This window comes from Alteromonas hispanica, assembly GCF_010500915.1.
GTDB lineage: Bacteria > Pseudomonadota > Gammaproteobacteria > Enterobacterales > Alteromonadaceae > Alteromonas > Alteromonas hispanica.
The window spans coordinates 1-19,748 of record NZ_JAAAWP010000017.1 but is presented as its reverse complement, the minus strand read 5'-3'; the positions used below and the strand labels follow the sequence as shown (position 1 = coordinate 19,748).

17 protein-coding genes are annotated in these 19,748 nt (G+C 42.2%); 11 read left to right on the top strand and 6 right to left on the bottom strand.

The window, feature by feature from the left end; genetic code table 11:
• Nucleotides 1-37: 37 nt before the first annotated feature.
• The 5 genes from GTW09_RS17110 to radC all read right to left on the bottom strand — a co-directional run bounded on the left by GTW09_RS17110 (nucleotide 38) and on the right by radC (nucleotide 4,809).
• The gene (locus tag GTW09_RS17110; RefSeq protein ID WP_163112836.1) at nucleotides 38-2,140 is read right to left on the bottom strand and encodes a YjbH domain-containing protein; all 2,103 of its coding nucleotides are present in this window, start codon (nucleotides 2,138-2,140) and stop codon (nucleotides 38-40) included.
• Entirely contained in the window at nucleotides 2,137-2,886 is a 750-nt protein-coding gene (locus tag GTW09_RS17105) for a capsule biosynthesis GfcC family protein (protein WP_338024975.1), read from the bottom strand. The genes GTW09_RS17110 and GTW09_RS17105 overlap by 4 nt, the downstream gene beginning before the upstream one ends.
• Nucleotides 2,883-3,575, bottom strand: coding sequence for a YjbF family lipoprotein (locus GTW09_RS17100; protein WP_163112835.1), 693 nt, complete (start codon nucleotides 3,573-3,575; stop codon nucleotides 2,883-2,885). Before GTW09_RS17100 ends, GTW09_RS17105 begins: the two co-directional genes overlap by 4 nt.
• A 97-nt stretch (nucleotides 3,576-3,672) precedes the next feature.
• Complete coding sequence (locus GTW09_RS17095; protein WP_163112834.1) at nucleotides 3,673-4,038, bottom strand: hypothetical protein; 366 nt, start codon at nucleotides 4,036-4,038, stop codon at nucleotides 3,673-3,675.
• A 93-nt stretch (nucleotides 4,039-4,131) separates the two neighbouring features.
• Nucleotides 4,132-4,809, bottom strand: coding sequence for a RadC family protein (radC, locus tag GTW09_RS17090; RefSeq protein ID WP_071978170.1), 678 nt, complete (start codon nucleotides 4,807-4,809; stop codon nucleotides 4,132-4,134).
• A gap of 193 nt (nucleotides 4,810-5,002) precedes the next feature.
• Between radC and coaBC the strand changes: the two genes are divergently transcribed.
• The 3 genes from coaBC (at nucleotide 5,003) to GTW09_RS17075 (ending at nucleotide 7,877) form a co-directional block, all read left to right on the top strand.
• Nucleotides 5,003-6,259 carry a bifunctional phosphopantothenoylcysteine decarboxylase/phosphopantothenate--cysteine ligase CoaBC gene (coaBC, locus tag GTW09_RS17085; RefSeq protein ID WP_163112862.1) on the top strand — a complete coding sequence of 419 codons (1,257 nt, stop codon included), beginning with the start codon at nucleotides 5,003-5,005 and terminating at the stop codon, nucleotides 6,257-6,259.
• Between the two features lie 227 nt (nucleotides 6,260-6,486).
• Nucleotides 6,487-7,074 (top strand): nucleoid occlusion factor SlmA, encoded by a 588-nt coding sequence (gene slmA, locus GTW09_RS17080; RefSeq protein WP_163112833.1) that lies wholly within the window; start codon nucleotides 6,487-6,489, stop codon nucleotides 7,072-7,074.
• A 44-nt stretch (nucleotides 7,075-7,118) separates the two neighbouring features.
• Nucleotides 7,119-7,877, top strand: a complete 759-nt coding sequence (locus GTW09_RS17075; protein WP_163112832.1) for a glycosyltransferase family 25 protein — start codon at nucleotides 7,119-7,121, stop codon at nucleotides 7,875-7,877.
• A gap of 66 nt (nucleotides 7,878-7,943) precedes the next feature.
• Here GTW09_RS17075 and GTW09_RS17070 read toward each other — a convergent pair whose 3' ends face one another.
• Nucleotides 7,944-9,596 (bottom strand): M28 family metallopeptidase, encoded by a 1,653-nt coding sequence (locus GTW09_RS17070; RefSeq protein WP_163112831.1) that lies wholly within the window; start codon nucleotides 9,594-9,596, stop codon nucleotides 7,944-7,946.
• A 246-nt stretch (nucleotides 9,597-9,842) separates the two neighbouring features.
• Between GTW09_RS17070 and GTW09_RS17065 the strand changes: the two genes are divergently transcribed.
• The 8 genes from GTW09_RS17065 to GTW09_RS17030 all read left to right on the top strand — a co-directional run bounded on the left by GTW09_RS17065 (nucleotide 9,843) and on the right by GTW09_RS17030 (nucleotide 19,593).
• On the top strand, nucleotides 9,843-10,178 hold the full coding sequence (locus GTW09_RS17065; protein WP_071978166.1) for a DUF1820 family protein: 336 nt from the start codon (nucleotides 9,843-9,845) through the stop codon (nucleotides 10,176-10,178).
• A gap of 38 nt (nucleotides 10,179-10,216) precedes the next feature.
• Nucleotides 10,217-11,974: a DUF885 domain-containing protein gene (locus GTW09_RS17060; RefSeq protein ID WP_163112830.1), complete on the top strand. Its 1,758-nt coding sequence runs from the start codon at nucleotides 10,217-10,219 to the stop codon at nucleotides 11,972-11,974.
• Nucleotides 11,971-12,483 carry a hypothetical protein gene (locus tag GTW09_RS17055; protein ID WP_163112829.1) on the top strand — a complete coding sequence of 171 codons (513 nt, stop codon included), beginning with the start codon at nucleotides 11,971-11,973 and terminating at the stop codon, nucleotides 12,481-12,483. Before GTW09_RS17060 ends, GTW09_RS17055 begins: the two co-directional genes overlap by 4 nt.
• Nucleotides 12,484-12,739: 256 nt before the next feature.
• Entirely contained in the window at nucleotides 12,740-13,435 is a 696-nt protein-coding gene (imuA, locus tag GTW09_RS17050) for a translesion DNA synthesis-associated protein ImuA (RefSeq protein WP_163112828.1), read from the top strand.
• A 2-nt stretch (nucleotides 13,436-13,437) separates the two neighbouring features.
• Nucleotides 13,438-14,859 (top strand): Y-family DNA polymerase, encoded by a 1,422-nt coding sequence (locus GTW09_RS17045; RefSeq protein ID WP_163112827.1) that lies wholly within the window; start codon nucleotides 13,438-13,440, stop codon nucleotides 14,857-14,859.
• A gap of 7 nt (nucleotides 14,860-14,866) precedes the next feature.
• Nucleotides 14,867-17,983 (top strand): error-prone DNA polymerase, encoded by a 3,117-nt coding sequence (locus GTW09_RS17040; protein ID WP_163112861.1) that lies wholly within the window; start codon nucleotides 14,867-14,869, stop codon nucleotides 17,981-17,983.
• Nucleotides 17,984-18,048: 65 nt separating this feature from the next.
• Nucleotides 18,049-18,873: a type 2 periplasmic-binding domain-containing protein gene (locus GTW09_RS17035; protein WP_203565817.1), complete on the top strand. Its 825-nt coding sequence runs from the start codon at nucleotides 18,049-18,051 to the stop codon at nucleotides 18,871-18,873.
• 180 nt (nucleotides 18,874-19,053) lie between these two features.
• A complete protein-coding gene (locus tag GTW09_RS17030; protein WP_163112826.1) occupies nucleotides 19,054-19,593 on the top strand; it encodes an acyloxyacyl hydrolase in 540 nt (179 codons plus the stop codon).
• Nucleotides 19,594-19,748: the final 155 nt, after the last annotated feature.

Here is a 19,748-nt window from a genome sequence, read left to right as displayed (position 1 = left end):
ATTTAAATATTTACTTTCATATTCAGAGCGACGCAGTTTAATCGTAGAACGGCGACCTTATTTCAGTTTGATTAATTAAGCGAGCAGGACGCTGAAGCATCTGTCCACCATCTCTGGAAATTGGAATCCATGGGAAGAATCCACGCCCCTTAGACGGTTGAAGCAAGAATAAATCAGTGGGTATAGAGATATAAAAGCCTTTAGTGAAACTACCCTCACCATACTCTTCAGATGATACATTGGTAAAGGCCGCAAAAGCTCCGACAATAATGCCACTGTCAAACCGCTTCGCGTAATCAATGTTAACACCTCTGTCTTTTGCCAAAAACTGCCCTGCACTCACCGTGATTTGCGTGTCATCTAGAAACTCCGGTTTCCAATAAACGCTGGCATGGCCGGTAATGGCTTCATAATCTTCAGTTGCTAACTGTCTAAACGGATCACGCTGTTTTACATAGTTGATATCGACACCGTAAGCTAGGTTACTATCGACAGGACGATACATTACCTCACCGCCCACGCCTGCAAACATAGTTTCTAAATAACCGGCGTAAACTTGGCCAAATACATTTTCTGCCAGTCTGTCTTTATAATGCAATATTGCAGTGTCTAACCAAATATTATTGTCAGACACGTACTCTCTTACCCGCGTTCTTACTCTTGGAAGAGATACTTCTTCGTTATCAACTAGGTAATTAAATTTATCAAAGTTATCTAATAATGTTACGCGAGCGCTGCCCCTTACTGAGAACTTCTCATCGAAGGCATAACCTCCCCCTAGTAAGAACCCTGTTTGGTACAAGAAAAAGTCTTCAGGGTTCCCAATAGACTGAGTGAAAAAGAAATCTGCGCTATAAAACATCCCTTTCGTGTTCTCTGGATCGTAAGCATCTAAGACTTCTTGCGACGGTTCCGTTCTTACATAAGTTTGCTTTATGTCAGCGTCGACAGATTCATATCGCGCGGCGGCAATAAATGCCTCCGCGTCTACTTGTGTATCTACCATTGGCTGGCCACCACGGTTGTCTACAATGTGGTATGTCTCTACTGAATCCGGTAACTCAGAAGCGGCAACACGGCCAATTCGCTCTATTGCTTCATCTTGGTCACGATAACTAACTTGTGTACCGTAGAATGTAGCCTTGTTTTCTTCTAACTCAGCATCCGACAGCACAAAACCAGCACTGCGAAACATATCGTTATACAAAGCTGACTTATTGACGTCTTCTATCTTTTTAGGGGGGCGCCTAGTCATTAAAGACCGAGGCTCTTCATCGAATTTCAACTGTGATACCGTGTTCATATTGAAGCGGTAAGTAACCCCAAAGCCAATTGTATTGCCTCGCTGATAGTTTAGACTTAAATCAAGGTCTTTATAGCGATAAACCGCACCAATATTCCAGCGTGAGTCTTGCTCTAATTCACCCGCTCTATCTCGAGAATAATCATTACCCTCAAATTCAAGTTTTAATGTGAGCGGCTCCCATGGGGTTTGGTATTCTACACCACCAAAAAATGACGCAGTGCCTTTGAAAAACTGGTCATAATCAACTTTGCCCCCTCGCCCCGAAAAGCCACCTGGACGTTCGCAAAAGCTCTCTCTTAGCTCACAAAAAGGGTTGGTGATATCATCAGCAGTTCCTAAATATCCCCAGCCTAAGCCCAAGTGGAAATCAAACGGTCCTACAGATTTGCTCGCATTGATATATTCACTTTCGAAAAAACCCGTGCCACCGAAGTCTCTAAATCCAACACTGATATCAGGGAGATAATAGCTCTCTTTCCAAAGTCTGAATTTTACATCTAAACCTTTGTCTTTGAGCGTTTGATCTCCGCTAAAAGACTCCACTTGACTATAGAGCTGTGTACGTACGTCGGTGTAACGCGCGGTTGCTTCCATCCAATCATACAGCTGGATATTTACAGACCAGAAGCGATATTCGCCATTATCAGTATAATTAATAGCCATACCGCCTTGCTCTCGCATGCGAGCAGTAGGCGTTTGAATAAGCCCGTTACCCCCTTGCACCATTTGCGAAGGCGTTACTTTTATTTGCGTGTCTGCATGAGAAACAGACGATAATACACTGCCCACAACCAGCGCTAATGTTGTTTTTTTTGAAGGAAAATACGCACTCATTGAGGAAGGATCCTATTTACTGCTAAAGCGGCAACGCGCTCATTAAGAAGACTAATTTCGTTGCTGAATAACTCAGATGAGATAGGTACATAAACCTGACTGCCCGGCATTAACTGAGAAAAGTCTAAATTCCAGAGCGCCACGCCCTTACGCTCAATCTCTCCTGAGGGAAGAATAACGTAAACATGGCTTTTATCAGCATCTCTGAGTTTAGCTACGTTATGAGATGCCGTATAAACCGAGGTGTCACTTTGATGTTGATATGCACCGGGTTTAGCGACAGCTCCAGAAAAATGAATAACATTAGGCCGTCCATCGAGTCTTATCCAGTATTTGCCAGGCTGAAACATTGGATTTTCTTCATAAAAAAGTCGCGCTCTGTTATAAGATATTGGCATTTTTAAGCGGGTAGAAACCGTCCATGCCCCCACCTGCTGATAAAGGCTGCTTAACGCTTTATGTGTATCGCTATTAGAATCAAAATTACTGAGTAACTCCCTGATATTAGATAACACAACTTCTTTATCGTGTTCCGCAGAATCGTTAGATAAGTCGAATGCTGCAGCGGTAGGCCAATACCACTGACCGCTGTCTGCAACAATAGATAATGCGCTTGACAGTCTTATGGGTCTATCAAATTGATATGTCTGCTTATTTATCATAACAGTAACGAGGTCGCGCTGAGCTGTCGCGATACCGGTAAAAAGAAAAGCTGCTATTAGCAAAGTATGAATTAGTGTTCTCACTGTCCTCGCACTCCTTGCTTATTCATTTCGCGCACGATGCGGCTCAAATACACCATTTCGTATGTATCACCAGTAGGACTGAACTTTTGCGTTGACGCGAAAAGCTCTTTTGTTGTTTTATGTAGGTAATAAACATTTTCCCATGATAACCCTGTGTCAATAAAGGGTGTGTAGTCAGGAAAAAAAACGGTTTCCACAACTTTTATTAAGGGGACTGAATACTCGAGATAGTTACGAGTTACTTCGCCCTCTATTTGCCACGCCGAGTTTACAGCAACACCGAAACCTATATCCGACACATCAATTTTCCGCTTCCAGTTATATGCTAGAACATCGGCACCACCAAGCGGGTTATGTTGAAGGTTACTGGTATAAAAAATATCGTTATCCAAGCCTTCTGTTTTTACAATAACACCGTGATGCATAGTAAAAATAACTTTATCTGCCGACACCCAGCGATAACGATCGCCGTCAATATAGGCTAGCGCCAGAGAGGCTGTATCACGATCGCCTGCTTTTATCTGCATCAAATCGGCCTTACTAGCTGTGATTTCTTCGACCGTGTAACTGACTGTGCGATCTTTTAGGGCAAGCTTAAGGGTGTTGTAATAGGCTAGTGTTGTAGTTGAACAACCTGAGATCGCAAGGATAAGAATTCCAACGATCGCAAAAGAAAAGTATGGTTTCATGTAAATGCGCCGACGAGAGGAAAATTAGGGTAGAAAAGTTTCTTGTTACTAATAAAAAAGCCGCTAATTAAAGCGGCTTTCAAAAAATCTGTTGTATTTACTGTACTGTCGGAGCGTAAGTAAATGTCACAGGAACAGTAACTGTAGTAGTTGCTGTAGTTGTGCCAGAAGTAGTTACCGTTACAGTGTTAGTTGTGCCCACGCATACGCCATCTACCAAAGGATCGTCACCCTCACAAGTAGGAGTTGCTGGATCTGGATCCGGATCAACTACCGTAGGAGCGTCTGCAGAGTTGTTGTTTGAAACAGCAACAAGAACACCAAGACCAACAGCAGCCGATGCAACAACGCCACCGGTGACAACACCCGCACCGCCTGCGCCTGAACCACCTTCTACTTCTTGCGCGTTAACGCCAGCTACCATAGTAGCAGCTGCAAATAATGCAATAATCGACTTTTTCATAACAGTCCTTTAATAAAAATACCCACTAATATCCTATGCTAAATCATTTTTGACGCTTTGACTAGAATATAATCAAAAAAATGACCTAGGCAGCTATGATAACAACCCTCTTTGAGCAAAAGAAATAGTTTCTTTGTCTCCCACGACAAAATGATCTAGCACAGGCACATCGATCGTGCTCATTGCGGCTTTGATCTCGCTGGTTAAACGAATGTCTGCATGGCTAGGCTCTGCCACGCCAGAAGGATGATTGTGAACCAAAATAACCGCCGCCGCATTATCTCTCATCACTTGCTTAATTAATTCCCGTGGATAAACAGCCGCACTATTTATCGTGCCTGTAAACATAACTCTGAATGCAATAAGCTGATGCTGACTATTGAGCATTAACAGCGCAAACTTTTCTTGTTCGCAATCTCTTAGCTTAGCTTGCAAATATCGCTTGGTATCCTCTACATTGTTGAAAGCATCTTGACGAGTAAGCTGTATTTCTAAATTGCGACGAAAAATTTCAAAGGCTGCATGAAACTGCGCATAACGGCAGCGGCCAATACCTTTTAGCGACGTAAAGCGCTCCTCTGATGCAGTAACAACCTCTCTTAGTGTACCGAGTTCGTTAAGCATATCATGCGCAAGTTCAACGGCAGATTTTCCTCTTGTTCCCTTCCCAAATAATATTGCTATTAACTCAGCATCACTGAGACTATGAGCGCCAAAAGAGAGTAATTTTTCTCTTGGCCTTTCACTGGATGGCCATGCTTTTATTGTCATTATATTGCTCTGTTTATTCTGTAGCCATGTTATAGCGGAAAACCACTACCTCAACGACTGTATTCTAGGCGGGTTTGCTTAAAGCGGGTAAACCAGCGATTAACCGATATCAACTTTTGTTTACCTATCCCAGATTTTAGCTTCGTGATAGTTTAATATGCTGTTTAACAATCATTTGCTATCTGTGCTTCTTATGACTCTATCCCTTGCAAATAAAAATGTTTTACTTGGCGTAACTGGCGGTATCGCAGCCTATAAGTCACCAGATCTTGTGCGCAAACTCACTGCATTGGGCGCTAATGTGCGCGTTGTATTAACAAGTTCTGCGGCAGAATTTGTTAGCCCGCTATCTTTACAGGCGGTGTCTGGGAATACGGTACATCAACATTTACTCGACCCTGCTGCAGAAGCAGCTATGGGCCATATTGAGCTTGCAAAATGGGCAGACGTACTTTTAATCGCTCCCGCCACAGCGAATACGCTAGCGAAATTAGCCTACGGTATGGCCGATGACTTATTAACTACAGTTTATCTTGCTACTACGGCCAAGGTATTTATTGCACCAGCTATGAACCAGCAAATGTGGAAGGCGCCAGCGACCTTGGCTAACGTAAACATATTGACCAACTACGGTGTTGAATTTATCGGCCCAGCAAGCGGCGAACAAGCTTGTGGTGATTTAGGGGCGGGTAGAATGGTTGAGCCTATAGATATTGCACATAGAGTATGTGAAGCCCTATATGACATCCATACAATAAATAACAAACAATCTTCAGTACCTATCAATTGCGGCGAGGTACTGACAGGAAAACACGTGTTAATTACTGCAGGTCCCACCCAAGAACCTCTCGACCCTGTTCGCTATATATCAAACCATAGCTCAGGAAAAATGGGGTTTGCTGTAGCTGAAGCGGCAGTTAATGCAGGCGCTGAAGTTACCCTTGTAGCAGGCCCAGTTTCTCTTGCTACGCCCAAAGGCTGTAAACGTATAGACGTAGTCACAGCAGATGAAATGTTGACCGCCTGTACGCAAAGTGCATCCAAAGCGGATATTTTTATAAGTACCGCAGCAGTAGCCGATTATAAAGCGGTAAATGTGGCTGATAATAAAATCAAAAAATCAGATGATGAGTTAACGCTTACTTTTATAAAAAACCCTGATATTCTAGCTACAATTTCACAAAGAAAAGACAGACCATTCTGTGTAGGCTTTGCAGCTGAAAGCCAAAATGTAGAAGACTACGCTCGTTCGAAGTTAGCAAAGAAAAATCTTGATATGATTGCGGCTAACAACATTACTGCAGATGGTCTAGGCTTTAATAGTGATAAAAATGCACTTCACGTGATATGGAACGGGGGTGATAAAAAGTTACCGGCCACCAGCAAGCGTGAGTTAGCGCATCAACTGATTTCGCTGATAGCAACACGTTTTAGTAGTACTCTTCAGTAATGATACTGCTTAGTGTTAATTAGGCTAGGAGATAAGAGCGAGGCAGATAAATAAACATGCAGTTTGCTTCGCTTTTGGCCAGTCATGAACTGGCTTACATAACGCGTTAGCTTTAGCAGTGCGTTAGTTTCAATAATAAGAATATAAAAACAATAACTTTTGGCAATAGCCAACTTAACAAGGAACCCGAGTGTAACTTACTCGGTTGCGGAGGAAGTCATTTCGTCATGCCTGCAGTCAAAAAAACCAATCGCAGAGCGCAGATTCTGCAAGCACTTGCTGGAATGTTGGAAACTAATCCAGGACAGCGCATAACAACAGCAAAGTTAGCCGAAAAAGTAGGGGTTTCCGAAGCCGCACTTTATCGTCACTTTCCAAGTAAAGCCCGCATGTTTGAGGGGTTAATAGAATTCATCGAAGAAACCTTATTCACTCGCATAAATAAAATAGTGAATGAAGAAAAAGATTCTTTAACTCGCTGCCAGATGATTTTGCACCTTATTTTAGGGTTTGCAGAAAAAAACCCCGGTATTACGCGTATTCTTAACGGCGATGCGTTAATGGGTGAGCAAGAGCGCTTGCGTGCACGTATAGCAAAACTATACGAGCGCCTAGAGACTCAACTTAAACAAGTGCTAAGAGAGCGAAAGCTGAGAGAAGGCAAAACCCTTTCCGCCGATGAAGCCATTATTGCTAACATGCTCATTTGTTATACTGATGGACGCATAAACTTGTTTATCAGAAGCGGATTTACACGTAAACCTACCGAGCAGTTTAACGAGCAGTGGGCAGCCTTCAAACAAATGTTTGTGTAGCAAATCCTGAAATAATCAGCATTGAAAAGCCACTATTTTTACTTATGGATAGGCGTATGAATAGCTTCCCTATTTTTATAATAAACATGAAAAGTTCGATCGATCGTTGGGAGTCGACATCATCAAGACTCAAAGCACTTGGACTCAGCGTAACCCGATTTGATGCTACAGTTGGATGTGAACTCAGTGAGGATGAAATAAAGCAATGGTACGACCCTGCTGCAAATCGAAAGCACCACCATAGAAACCTTACTATCGGAGAAATAGGCTGCTATATAAGCCATAAGCGGCTTTGGCAAAAAATGGTGGAAGATGAAATACCATACTGCTTAATCTTAGAAGACGATTTATGCATCGACAAGACACTTCCTTTTACTCTGCAACATATTGAACAGCTCCATGGCTGGGAAATGATCAAGCTGTTTGATAATCGTAACAATCGTTTTATCGATTCAAAGTCATTAGATGAAAGCACTACTCTTGGCAATTTTTTAAAGGTACCAAACTGCGCCGCGGCATATGCATTGAATTTATCAGGCGCTAAAAAGCTTCTTAAACGCAAGCTGTTTTTTAGAGCTGTTGATATAGACATGCAAATCCATAGCGAAATAGGGATCAGTGTTGCAGGTATTCGACCTTATCCATTTACTCAAAACAACGCTTTTAATAGTGAAATCGAAGCGGTAAACAGTGGGCGGCACTCGAATCACAGCACCTTTTGGAGAAACCTAAAATTTCGTGTAAAAATGTATTTTGAACGTAAAAAGCTCTCAGCAGATTTGACGAGAATTACCAGCTTGTAAGGATAAAAATACAATCGGTGTCACCTAGATAACACCGATTAGTTTGTGTTTCATTGTTAAAACTATTTATTTACTAAACGTTTCCCCAAAGAAATCACCTTCATTCCACTGAGGCTTAGCTTCTTGATTGGCTAACGTCCAACCTATTTGAGCATTCACCTTGGTAAAGGTTTCAGCTGCTTTCCAATTAAATGGCTGGTTAATGTCATCGCTAGGCTTGTGATAGTGAGTCGACAAAAACTGCCCAAACACTTTGCTGCCATCTACGCTTGGATCTTTTGATTTAAGACCTGGTACCATGAAAACAGCAGGAACGCCCTGTTTTACAAATGCATAATGGTCTGAACGAGTAAATAAAGCCTGTTCTGGCCATGGATCGGGGCTTAACTCAATATCAGCGTTGGCCGCTGCTTTTTCTACAGACTTCTGTAAATCACTATGGTTAGCACCAAATGCAATCACATCTGCAAACTCATAGGTTAAAATAGGCATATCAAGGTTTACGTTAGCCACCATAGACGTTACCGGCACTGTTGGATTGCGAGCAAAATAATCAGCTCCCAGTAGCCCCTTTTCTTCGCCCGTAACAGATACAAACAAAATTGAGCGCTTGGGCTTTTCTTCCATTTCACTGAACAGTCGCGCTGTTTCTAGCATTACAGATGTGCCCGAAGCATTATCCATAGCACCGTTATTAATGTTGTCTTTCTTAACTGTTTTCGCAAAACCAATATGGTCGGAGTGAGCAGAAAACACTACGTACTCGTTTTTCAACTCAGGATCTGAACCTTCGAGCATACCGACAACATTAGGACTTGTGATGGTGTCATGCGTGCTTGTTTTGCTGATATCTACTACACCTTCTAACGCGAACCCCTTAGGAACTTTATCCGCTTCAAGATCAGCATATATCTCATCTAAGCTGCGCTCAGCGCCTTCAAATAACGTTCTAGCTGCGCCTTCGCTCATGTAGGCGCCGCCTTTAAGCTGAGGAAAGCTGTTAGCAGGTTCATTGTTATCATTCAGCCATGCCATACGCGGTGTATGGATGTAACTTAAACGGCTTTGATACGGACGAACCTTTTCGTTTTTAGGTGTAGTAATGGTAATCATGCCAATGGCGCCATTATCTACGGCATACTTTTGCTTTTGATAACCTGAAGCAAAATGTGCCCCTTCTTCAGATGGAAATTCGCTGGGTTTACCAGCTAACGTAACCACTATTTTGCCGTCTACATCTAAGCCTTCATAATCGTTGTGCGATAGTTCGTCAGCAATAATGCCATACCCCACAAATACCATTTCACCCTCTAGTTTTGCCTCTTCACTCAATAAGCTAGGACCAGCGAGATATTGTTTGGGATAAGCAAAATCTACGGTATTACCGTTTTTCGTTAACGTAAACTGAGGAGATTCTTGAACTAAGTTTGCCTTGCGAAAAGAGACATTTTGGATGAATCCATCGGTACCCGCTGGCGTTAAGCCATACTTTGCAAACTCTGTTGCAATATAAAGCGCAGCAATATCGTGTCCACGAGAGCCAGTATCGCGGCCCTCCAACAAGTCATCGGCTAAGAAAAAGAGATGAGATTTGATGCGCTGAGTATCAGGGCTAAATACATTTTCTGTCGCTGCATGCTTTGCAGACGAATGGCCATGTGCACCCACAGCAAAAGTCATTGCTGTCATTACACTGCCTAGGAGTAGTTTTTTTATCATTTTGTTCCACCGTGTTTTGTTTACACCAAGCTTTTATTCAAGTGTAACGCTGTAAGCAATATGTTAACGCAGTTTATAGCGGGAATGCTATGCGACGTATTTCGTTTAACACAGGTTTTCTGCCATTGCTCGCATATGAGAGTCGTTATAAAATTTAAAAATAAATAAGTGGTCAAATACTCGAATATTGCGCTTCATAAACAAGGCGTAATGGTAAGTATGGTTTTTAAATGACAAGAGCAGCACATGGCTAACGAAGAGTTGTTATACCGCATTCAATTTATTAGTAACGGCGAACGTTACGAGCTTTACGTAAAAACCCTTATGCAAGGCAGTTTATTCGGCTTTGTTGAAATTGGTGATTTTGTTTGGGACACGCATACCAGTGTTGTGCTTGATCCTAGCCACGAGAAATTAAAATCTGAATTTTCAGGAGTAACAAAAACTTATATTCCGATGCACAATGTACTTCGCATTGACGCCGTAAATAAAAAAGGTTCGGCCAAAATTACTCAATTGGAAAATAAATCTGATAAAGTAACTGTCTTTCCTAGCCCAATTTATACACCAACTAAAGAGTAACGCGCCGGGGTTTCCGGTTAAGGTTACCGGAGACCCTTATGTATCGCTTTTTAATAGCCGCGACACTTGTTATTTTCAGCCTAGGTATTTCGGCAAAAACATACGATGACAAAAGCCTGTATGCCTTACTTGATGATATCTGGCAGTACGAACTGTCGGTATCTCCACTCCTTGCCTCTCGTCAGGGTAATACTGAGCTTGCTCATGCCCTTCCAGATATATCCATCAAAGGACTTGAAGAGCAAAACAAGCATTGGCTGGATTATCAGAGCGAGTTAGCTAATTACAATGAGAACAACCTAACTCAAGAAGCCTATATTGCTTTGCTGATGCAGCAATATCGTTTGGCTAATTATATCGACCAATACAAGTATCGCGATTACCTTGTTCCTATAAATTCAGAGTACGGATTCCATAGTGCAATGGCCTCTCTGCCTAACTTATCGACTTTTAAGCGAGTAACAGATTACAAGGCATACATTAGTCGCTTACAAGGGTTAAAGCCTTATTTCGAACAGCAAATTGCCTATATGGAACAAGCGCTGTCAGAGGGCTACACTCAACCACGCGTTGTACTTGAGGGTTTTGAAAACTCTATCTCGACATACTTAGTTGATGATGTAAAAGACAGTGGCTTCTACTCTCCGTTCATGCAGTTCCCCGATTACTTTAGTGACACTGAGAAAGCATCTTTAGAAAAACAAGGTCAGCAGGCAATACGTCAGTTTGTACTGCCTGCTTATCAGGCATTTTATGACTTTATGGTTAACGAATACATTCCAGGGTCACGTACTACTATAGCCGCGGAAAAATGGCCTAACGGGGTTGAGTACTATGCCAACCGAGCGAAACACTACACAACAACCGATATGACACCTCAAGAGATCCATGAGCTTGGTTTGTCTGAGGTAGCGAGAATTCGCGCCCAGATGCAGCAGATTGTTGATGATTTAGAGTTTGACGGTTCAATAAACGCATTCATCACATTTTTACGTGAAGATCCGCAGTTTTACGCCACCAGCGCAGAAGAGTTATTAAAAGAAGCCTCGTTCATTGCAAAGAAAATGGACGCTAAACTGCCGTCTTTATTTGAGTATCTGCCTAGAACACCTTATGGCGTGGCACCGGTTCCAGATGCTATCGCTCCTAAATACACCACTGGCAGATACATTCATCCTAGCAGAGATGATGAGCCTGGCTATTATTGGGTAAATACTTATGCGCTTGATAAGCGTCCACTATATGCGTTACCTGCATTAACGCTGCACGAAGCCGTACCTGGTCATCACTTACAAATTTCGTTGGCAGCAGAGCTTGAAAACCTTCCTATGGTACGCCGTAACACATACATTTCTGCATTTGGTGAAGGCTGGGGCTTATATTCTGAGTTTCTGGGTATAGAAGCAGGTATTTACGAAGACCCTTATGATAACTTTGGTCGCTTGAGCTATGAAATGTGGAGAGCCTGTCGCTTAGTTGTCGACACAGGTATGCACACCATGGGGTGGAGTCGTCAGAAAGCGGTAGATTACATGATGGAAAATACTGCTTTGTCAGAGCACAACGTTAACACCGAAATAGACCGCTATATTTCCTGGCCAGCCCAAGCTTTGTCTTACAAAATAGGCGAGATAAAGATAAAAGCCTTAAGACAAAAAGCAGAGTCTGCATTGGGCGAGCACTTCGACGTACGAAAATTCCATCGTGCTGTTTTAGAGAACGGCTCTGTACCTCTTTTCATTTTAGAACAGAATATTGATGCGTTTATTGAGGAACAAAAGGCGAAGGAAATATGATTATTGCTTTTGGTATTATTGGCTTACTTCTGCTGCTTTTGATTTTCTTTGTGCTTCGCACACAGAATTTGCAAAAAGAACTAACGCTTTCTCGTCATTCTAATAAGCAAAGTAATAGCAAGGCCAACTACGCTTATCGAAACTTAGTTTTAGTAACCGAGGCTTTAGAAAAAAACCTTACGCAGCGGTTACAGTCTCTATATAAAAGTCGGCTTATTACGCAAGAACAGCACAATAGCTTATTGCCCTTAATGACATGTTTCGCCAGCATTGTAATGAACTGCTGTGAAAAAGGTGACACGCTAGAAGAATCGCTCAAGAAAGTGTTAACCGACGAAGATCCATCGCTTGAGGGAATACAGTTGGTAGTAAAAGAGTTACCAAGTAACCTAAGAATGCTGTGGTCGAAAAATACGGCGGATAGCTTTATTGCTTTTTGTCAGGCTGTTACAACAATAAAAAGCGGCGACGCTTCAGAGAACAGTGTTCCAGCTCAGAAAGCATCGTAACTGCCTCAACACTGTAATTTGCTATTCTTATTCATTGAAAGCTGCTGTTTAGGCAGCTTTTTTGTTTTTTATTCTGCTTTGCCTTTTGTTTTGCCCTTTTGCTTATCACACCTAATTCAAAAAGAAATTTAATACATTCTCTTTTCAAAATAATCAGTATGTTAGCGTGAAGTTATGCGCAGAAGCGTCGGTTTATCTTGAAAAGACAATACCTCTCTCTATAATACTGTACATATATACAGTATTTGTTGGTGTTATGAATAAGTCAGTATCTGCATTAGAAAACCATCCCCACATATGGAGGGCAAGAGAGCAAAGCCAATGTGAAGAACGTTTTTCACTTGGCTATGATCAACTCGATCAGGCACTCAATGGCGGCGTATCGCCATCTGGCGTTGTACGCATACGCACGCTTACAGGTATTGGCGAACTGTCACTGTTTAAACAAGTATTAAGTCAGCACCGCAGCCACAAGATGATTGTTTTTATCAATCCGCCAGGAAGAGTCCAAACTCCGTGGTTAGAAGCATTTGGAATAAATGCTGAGCAAGTATTAATTGTTAAGCCGCATACCGAAAAAGAGTCGCTATGGGCTACAGAACAATGCTTAAAAAGTACGGCTTGCCATTGTGTTGTGGTATGGAATAACGCGGTAACGGCAAAAGAAGCCCGACGTCTGCAAGTAGCCGCAACACATAATGATGCACTCTGCTTACTATTTACTGCGCCGAATAAAAATAGCGACGACGTAACGCAGACTCTGCCCATTTCATTAGATTTATGCCTTCATTACCGCGAGCACGCCCTTGAAATTAATGTGTTAAAACAGCGGCAAGGCTGGCCAAAAAATAACATTGTTATACATAACAAGTGGACGGTGGATAACCGTGCAATCAAATGGGCTTTAGAACATAACAAAGTGAAGCGTCACGTTCTGCACTCTGTGAGCTAGCTATGTTGTGGGCATATCTTTATTTTTATCAAATTACTCTAGATACGCACCAAGAGAGCGGTCTTAGCCCTGTTGATAGCGCTCACCTAGAAATACCTTCCTCACCTGTAATTGTTTATTGCGAAAAAACGAATCATATTGTTCAACGCAATCATGCCGCTTTACAACAAGGTATTGAAATAGGTCACGGGCTAGCTCAGGCAGCAGCTTTGTGCCCGCACGTATGTATCATTCCTTTCAATGTAGACAACGAGCACCTCACACTGACGCAGTTAGCACACCGATTGTACCCTTTAGCGTCAGACATTGTGTTAGATACTCATAATACGCTTGCTGTTCGCCTTGATAACTTGGTGCACTATTATGGTGGACACAAAGCACTGTGGAGCACTCTAACCCATGAACTTTCGCAGTCAAATGTGCATTACCATTTCGCTACGGCCTGGTCTATTGAGGCAGCTAAAGTACTTGCTTTAAAGGGCATTGATAGATATTACGATAATCACGATGATATAAGGCAATCGCTCTCGCACTGCCCGCTGTCTTTAACGGCGTTAAATAAAAAAACAAAAGAAGCGCTCACCCGAGTAGGTATTCACCGCGTTCATCAGTTACTTGCTATGCCTGTGCATGAGTTAGGCAGGCGATTTGATAACAATACCATCACTTATCTTACTGCCTTACGCGGAGAAGTATTTCCCCGAGTAAAACTCTTTCGTCCTGCGGAACATTTTGAGCACTTTGCCTTACTCCCCTTCGATGTTGAGAACACTCAACACCTTATTCCCTTTATGGAAAAGCTACTGGAGTATCTTGCACACTATTTACGCGCTAGAAATTTACAAACATCTACGCTTAGTTTTCATATAGCTTTTAGAGATCAGCCGTCGAATCACCTAGAAATAAAGTCTGCATTACCACAGAGTACTAGCGACAGCTGGCTTTCCTTACTTAAACTTCGTATTGAAAACCTAGTTTTACCCGAACCCGCGGTATCACTGACACTGCGTTGCGATAACTTTGAAGCCATTGACGATAACAATGGGGACTTCTTTAGTAACCGCTTTAATGATGTGGCACAAAAACAACTTATTGGGCGTTTAAATGCAAAGCTCGGTGAAAAGTGCACGTTTAAACCAAGTATTTCAAACACGCATCAATTTGAATATATGTCTAACGGGCCTCGTTTAACAAAAGAGACGGTATTTTCATCAGACATTGTTCCTACTTTTCTTTTCGAGGCACCTAAACCACTTACTCAGTCTACGCAGGTTTGTTTTGGCCCTGTAAGGCTTCACAGTGAATGGTGGCACGATGCGCCGCATAAACGCGATTACTTTATCGCACAAACCCGGCAAGGCGTACGCATGCTTATCTTTAAAGATGAAGCAAGCAAGTGGTGGGCACAAGGCTTATTTAGCTAATACTCCTATGAACTACAGCGAACTTTTTTGTCAAAGTCACTACAGTTTTCTCACTGGGGCCTCTTCTCCTGCAGAGCTAGTAACGACTGCTTCATTCCTAGGATATCAAGCCATTGCTATTACTGATGAGTGCTCGGTGGCAGGTGTGGTACGCGCATTTGATGAAATAAATCATCAGCGCTTATCTATTAAACTAATTATCGGAAGCTACTTTGTATTCGACGATTCACTTTCTTTTGTCTTGCTATGCCCAAATAAAGAAGCTTACAGCGAGTTATGTCGAATAATTACCAATGCACGTAGGCGTTCCGAAAAAGGCGAATATCAGCTGGCAGAGTGGGACTTGCGAACAATAAAGCACTGTCAGTTTATTTGGCTTCCTTCAGGAAAAAAAGAATACGACGACCGCTGGGCAACATGGCTGGCTAAACAGTCGGCGATTAATGTGTATATTGGCGCTCAGCGACTTCTTGATGGTAGTGATCACCACAGATTTGAAAATTGCAACTACCTGCAAACTACCTACGAACTCCCAGTTATAGCCTGTACTGGTGTACTCATGCACCACAGTGAGTGCTTACCATTACAGCACGTTTTACATGCAACACGAGTGCATACTCGCATTGATGATATAGGCCGTGCTGCATTAAGTAATGCCGAGCGAAGCTTGCGCACAACACAAAAAATTAAAAAGCTGTATCCAGAAAAGTGGCTCCTTAATACTAATAACTTGGCGTCGCAATGTAGTTTTTGCCTCAGTGAGTTGTGTTATCAATATCCAGCAGAACTTGTACCTTCCGGTTACACACCAACATCGTACCTACGAGTGTGTGTTGAAAAAGGCATTAAACGACGCTTTCCCGATGGTTTACCTCCTGAAATAAGCGCCATCATAGAAAAAGAGCTGGTATTAATTAAAGAGCAAGAGTATGAATACTTTTTCTTAACCATCTACGATATTGTTCAGTTTGCTAAGCAACAGGGTATCTTATATCAAGGTCGAGGCTCTGCTGCTAACTCTGTCGTGTGTTATTGCCTTGAAATTACCGCCGTAGACCCACGCCAAATTAACGTTTTGTTCGAGCGATTTATCTCTAAAGAACGTAACGAACCGCCTGACATTGACGTGGACTTTGAACATCAACGACGAGAAGAAATCATTCAGTACATCTTTCGTAAGTACGGTAGAGAACGTACCGCGATTGCCGCAACTGTTATTTGTTATCGCTTTAAGTCGGCATTTAAAGATGTCGGCAAAGCGTTGGGATTTAGTGAGTCACAGCTCGACTTCGTTATTAAACAAATAAATCGTCGTGACCGAGTTATTCCATGGAAATCGCAACTCAGCGATCTCGGTCTAGACCCAAGCAACAAACGGGTTAGCCATCTTATAAATTTAACTGAACAACTACTAGGTACACCTAGGCACCTATCACAACACGTGGGAGGCTTTGTTATTAGCGCCGGCCCTCTCTATGAACTTGTTCCCGTTGAAAATGCGGCTATGCCAGAGCGAACAATTATTCAATGGGACAAGGACGATATAGAAGCCCTTGGCTTGCTTAAAGTAGATGTACTCGCGCTGGGAATGCTCAGCGCAATACGACGCACATTTGAACTCATTAATAAGCAATTCCCTGTGGAAGTGAATATTCCTTTTATTACTAAATTAGGCGATGACAAACAGGTTTTTGATATGATTTGCCAAGCCGATACGGTAGGCGTATTTCAAATCGAGTCTCGTGCTCAAATGTCGATGCTACCGCGACTAAAGCCACGTAAGTATTACGATCTTGTTGTGCAAATAGCCATTGTCAGGCCAGGTCCCATTCAAGGCGATATGGTGCACCCTTACCTCATTAGGCGCCATGGCAACGAAGTTGTTAGTTACCCATCAAAGGACGTTGAGAAAGTATTATCGCGAACCATGGGCGTTCCTATTTTTCAGGAGCAGGTTATTCAGCTTGCTATGGTAGCCGCTGGGTTTAGCGGTGGAGAAGCAGACCAATTGCGAAGAGCGATGGCAAGCTGGAAAAAAGATGGTCGTATTTTTGAGTTCAGAGATAAATTAATCAAAGGTATGACGGATAAAGGCTACGATAGCGGCTTTGCACATAACCTTTTTGAGCAGATTAAAGGCTTTGCTGGTTATGGGTTTCCAGAATCTCACTCAGCTTCATTTGCTGTGCTTGCGTATGTTTCTTGTTGGTTAAAATTTTATTTCCCAGTAGAGTTCTATACTGCACTTCTCAATAGTTGGCCCATGGGGTTTTACACTCCATCTCAGTTAGTACAAGACGCAAAGCGCCACGGTATTACCGTTTACCCTCCTTGTATTAATAACTCTGCTGTAGAGCATCTTATGGTAGTAGAAAACGGCCAAAAGCAGTTACAACTTGGACTCATACTCGTTAAAGGATTAAGTAAAGAAAGCGCAGAAATCGTAGTGCAGCAGCGGCCTAAAAAGGGGTTTTCTACGGTAAACCAAGTTCGGCAGTTAAACTTACGCAGTAATGAGCTTGAGGCGCTAGCAAGCGCTGATGCATTTCGTTTGATATCTGGCAATAGATACGAAACTCGTTGGCAAATGATGGACAGCCAAGGTAGCCTACCACTTTTTGATGGCGACACTTGTTATCAAGAAATTGATAGCGTTTATGATAACAGCAAAGTTGAAAAGCCGCTGCTGGGTCATGCTCCCTCAGAAGCGCAGAACCTACTTGAAGATTATGCCTCAACGGGATTATCGGTTAGCAGACACCCTATATCCTTACTGAGGCAGGAGAAAGATCTTAGCCGTATCAGTTGGGCTAACACTCTTGCAGGCAAACACAACAGATCGGTAGTAAGTATTCTTGGTGCCGTTACTGGAAGACAAGCGCCTGGCACAGCTTCAGGTGTTACCTTTCTTACCCTTGAAGATGACACTGGCAATATAAACGTAGTAGTGTGGCAAGCAACAGCCAGAGCTCAGCAACAGGTGTTTTTAAAAGCGAAGCTTCTACAAGTTAACGGTATTGTTGAGCATTCTAAAGAGGGCGTTATACATGTTATTGCCGGTAAGCTTATTGATAGAACAGCTTGGCTGGAAACAATCGCTATTCCATCTCGAGATTTTCATTAAGATGGGTTATTTTAGTTATAGATATGCTGACCTACCATACAAGTATTTTCATTCTGGAGTGTTAAATGAAGCAACGGATAGCAGCAAGCCTTTTTATCATATGCGGTTTATTATGCTCATCTTACGCACTAGCCGAGCGCTTTATTGTTGGAGCACAAAACTTAACTTATTTTCCTCATTATGATTTTGAGTCTGATGTTGATAAAGGCGTTGGCTGGGCAATTTTAGAGGCTTTTTCTGAAGCATCAGACCATGAATTTATTTATGTAAACTTGCCCATAAGACGGCTTCAGATGGAACTAGCCAAAGGCAATATCGATTTTGTCTACCCAGACAACCCAAGGTGGTATAACAGTATCACCAACACCGACGATAAAACTTTTTCGTTGCCGTTAACTTATACCGTAACAGGTACTATGGTAAAAAAAGACAAGGCCGGTAAAGGGATAGATTCTATTAAGCAACTTGCCATGCCCCTTGGGTTTACTCCTGTTAACTGGCAGCAGAGAATTAATAACGGTGATACGCAACTAACCGCTGTTCAGGATATTCCACAAGGGTTAGCTTTACTGCAACAAGAAAGAGTTGATGCGCTAGATTTAGAATACAACGTGGCTCGCCACTCTATTAGTCGCCTGTCTCGATATGATGACATCACTTTAGATCTCACACTTCCACATAACGAAATTCCTTTTTCTCTATCCACTCTTAATAACAAGAAAGTCATTGATGAATTAAATACTTTTATTGCAACTAACCCAACGCTGATTGCGAGCATTATTGAAAAGTACGAAATCGCTTACCTCTCCGAGCTATATCCTATTTTGATGCATGAGCAAGGCTTAGCGCCTGATGAGGTATGGTCAAAAGAGGCTCCTGCCAACAATTAGCTGTTTAAAACCTACACTCAAAAACTTCACGTTACCACGTGTAAAAACTGCATATTGATCAGTAAATTACACTTCACTGCATATTTAGATTTCAACTCAAAATAGCCTAAACCTCTGATTTTCAGAGGCTTTAATTTTGGAAGCTATCTTGCTTACACTTCTTATAATTAAGGAGTTCCTATGAAACGTCATTCACCGTTATTCTATTTTTCGCTTTTCTCTACTCTACTATTAAACGCTGCGCCACTTTGTGCAAAACAAACAGTTAGTGCTGACTACATGCATGGCTTCGACGGCATTGACGGTGTTAGATTTGCTTATCGCCCTATCACTCAAGATATCGCCACATCATGGTTTGGCGACATCAAATTATATTGGGAAGCCAGTGCTGTAGTGTGGGAGTACGGTGAGACCAATACAAGAAGCACCAGCTATGCAGTATCTATTACCCCAGTTTTAATGAAACAAATAACGGACATTGCTGATAAGTATCCTCTTTACCTAGAAGCAGGTATTGGCGCTAGCTATATTGGCGATCAAGAAGTCGCCGGTAAAGATATTGGATCAAATTACCAATTTGAAGACAGGCTAGGACTTCTCATGGAACTAGATGAAAGCCAAGACGTTGCACTCAGATACATGCACTTTTCAAATGGCGGGTTAAACAGTGACAATCCAGGTCTAGACTTTCTTAACCTCTCTTACGCATACCATTTTTAGAATTGATAAAGAGGGACAGTGATAAAGAGGGTCAGATCCTGAGGTATCCCCACAAATAATGACTAAAATTCAGTAAGATAAAAAATAAAGGGAACATTCATGACGTTTGGTGATCAGATCTTTCGCCAAAAACAAATGAAGGTTAAACGCCATGA

Excerpts from the sequence above, each read along its gene's own strand:
- GTW09_RS17110 (WP_163112836.1), bottom strand. The coding sequence starts at position 2,140 with ATGAGTGCGTATTTTCCTTCAAAAAAAACAACATTAGCGCTGGTTGTG.
- GTW09_RS17100 (WP_163112835.1), bottom strand. The coding sequence starts at position 3,575 with ATGAAACCATACTTTTCTTTTGCGATCGTTGGAATTCTTATCCTTGCG.
- GTW09_RS17095 (WP_163112834.1), bottom strand. The coding sequence starts at position 4,038 with ATGAAAAAGTCGATTATTGCATTATTTGCAGCTGCTACTATGGTAGCT.
- radC (WP_071978170.1), bottom strand. The coding sequence starts at position 4,809 with ATGACAATAAAAGCATGGCCATCCAGTGAAAGGCCAAGAGAAAAATTA.
- coaBC (WP_163112862.1), top strand. The coding sequence starts at position 5,003 with ATGACTCTATCCCTTGCAAATAAAAATGTTTTACTTGGCGTAACTGGC.
- slmA (WP_163112833.1), top strand. The coding sequence starts at position 6,487 with ATGCCTGCAGTCAAAAAAACCAATCGCAGAGCGCAGATTCTGCAAGCA.
- GTW09_RS17075 (WP_163112832.1), top strand. The coding sequence starts at position 7,119 with ATGGATAGGCGTATGAATAGCTTCCCTATTTTTATAATAAACATGAAA.
- GTW09_RS17070 (WP_163112831.1), bottom strand. The coding sequence starts at position 9,596 with ATGATAAAAAAACTACTCCTAGGCAGTGTAATGACAGCAATGACTTTT.
- GTW09_RS17065 (WP_071978166.1), top strand. The coding sequence starts at position 9,843 with ATGGCTAACGAAGAGTTGTTATACCGCATTCAATTTATTAGTAACGGC.
- GTW09_RS17060 (WP_163112830.1), top strand. The coding sequence starts at position 10,217 with ATGTATCGCTTTTTAATAGCCGCGACACTTGTTATTTTCAGCCTAGGT.
- GTW09_RS17055 (WP_163112829.1), top strand. The coding sequence starts at position 11,971 with ATGATTATTGCTTTTGGTATTATTGGCTTACTTCTGCTGCTTTTGATT.
- imuA (WP_163112828.1), top strand. The coding sequence starts at position 12,740 with ATGAATAAGTCAGTATCTGCATTAGAAAACCATCCCCACATATGGAGG.
- GTW09_RS17045 (WP_163112827.1), top strand. The coding sequence starts at position 13,438 with ATGTTGTGGGCATATCTTTATTTTTATCAAATTACTCTAGATACGCAC.
- GTW09_RS17040 (WP_163112861.1), top strand. The coding sequence starts at position 14,867 with ATGAACTACAGCGAACTTTTTTGTCAAAGTCACTACAGTTTTCTCACT.
- GTW09_RS17035 (WP_203565817.1), top strand. The coding sequence starts at position 18,049 with ATGAAGCAACGGATAGCAGCAAGCCTTTTTATCATATGCGGTTTATTA.
- GTW09_RS17030 (WP_163112826.1), top strand. The coding sequence starts at position 19,054 with ATGAAACGTCATTCACCGTTATTCTATTTTTCGCTTTTCTCTACTCTA.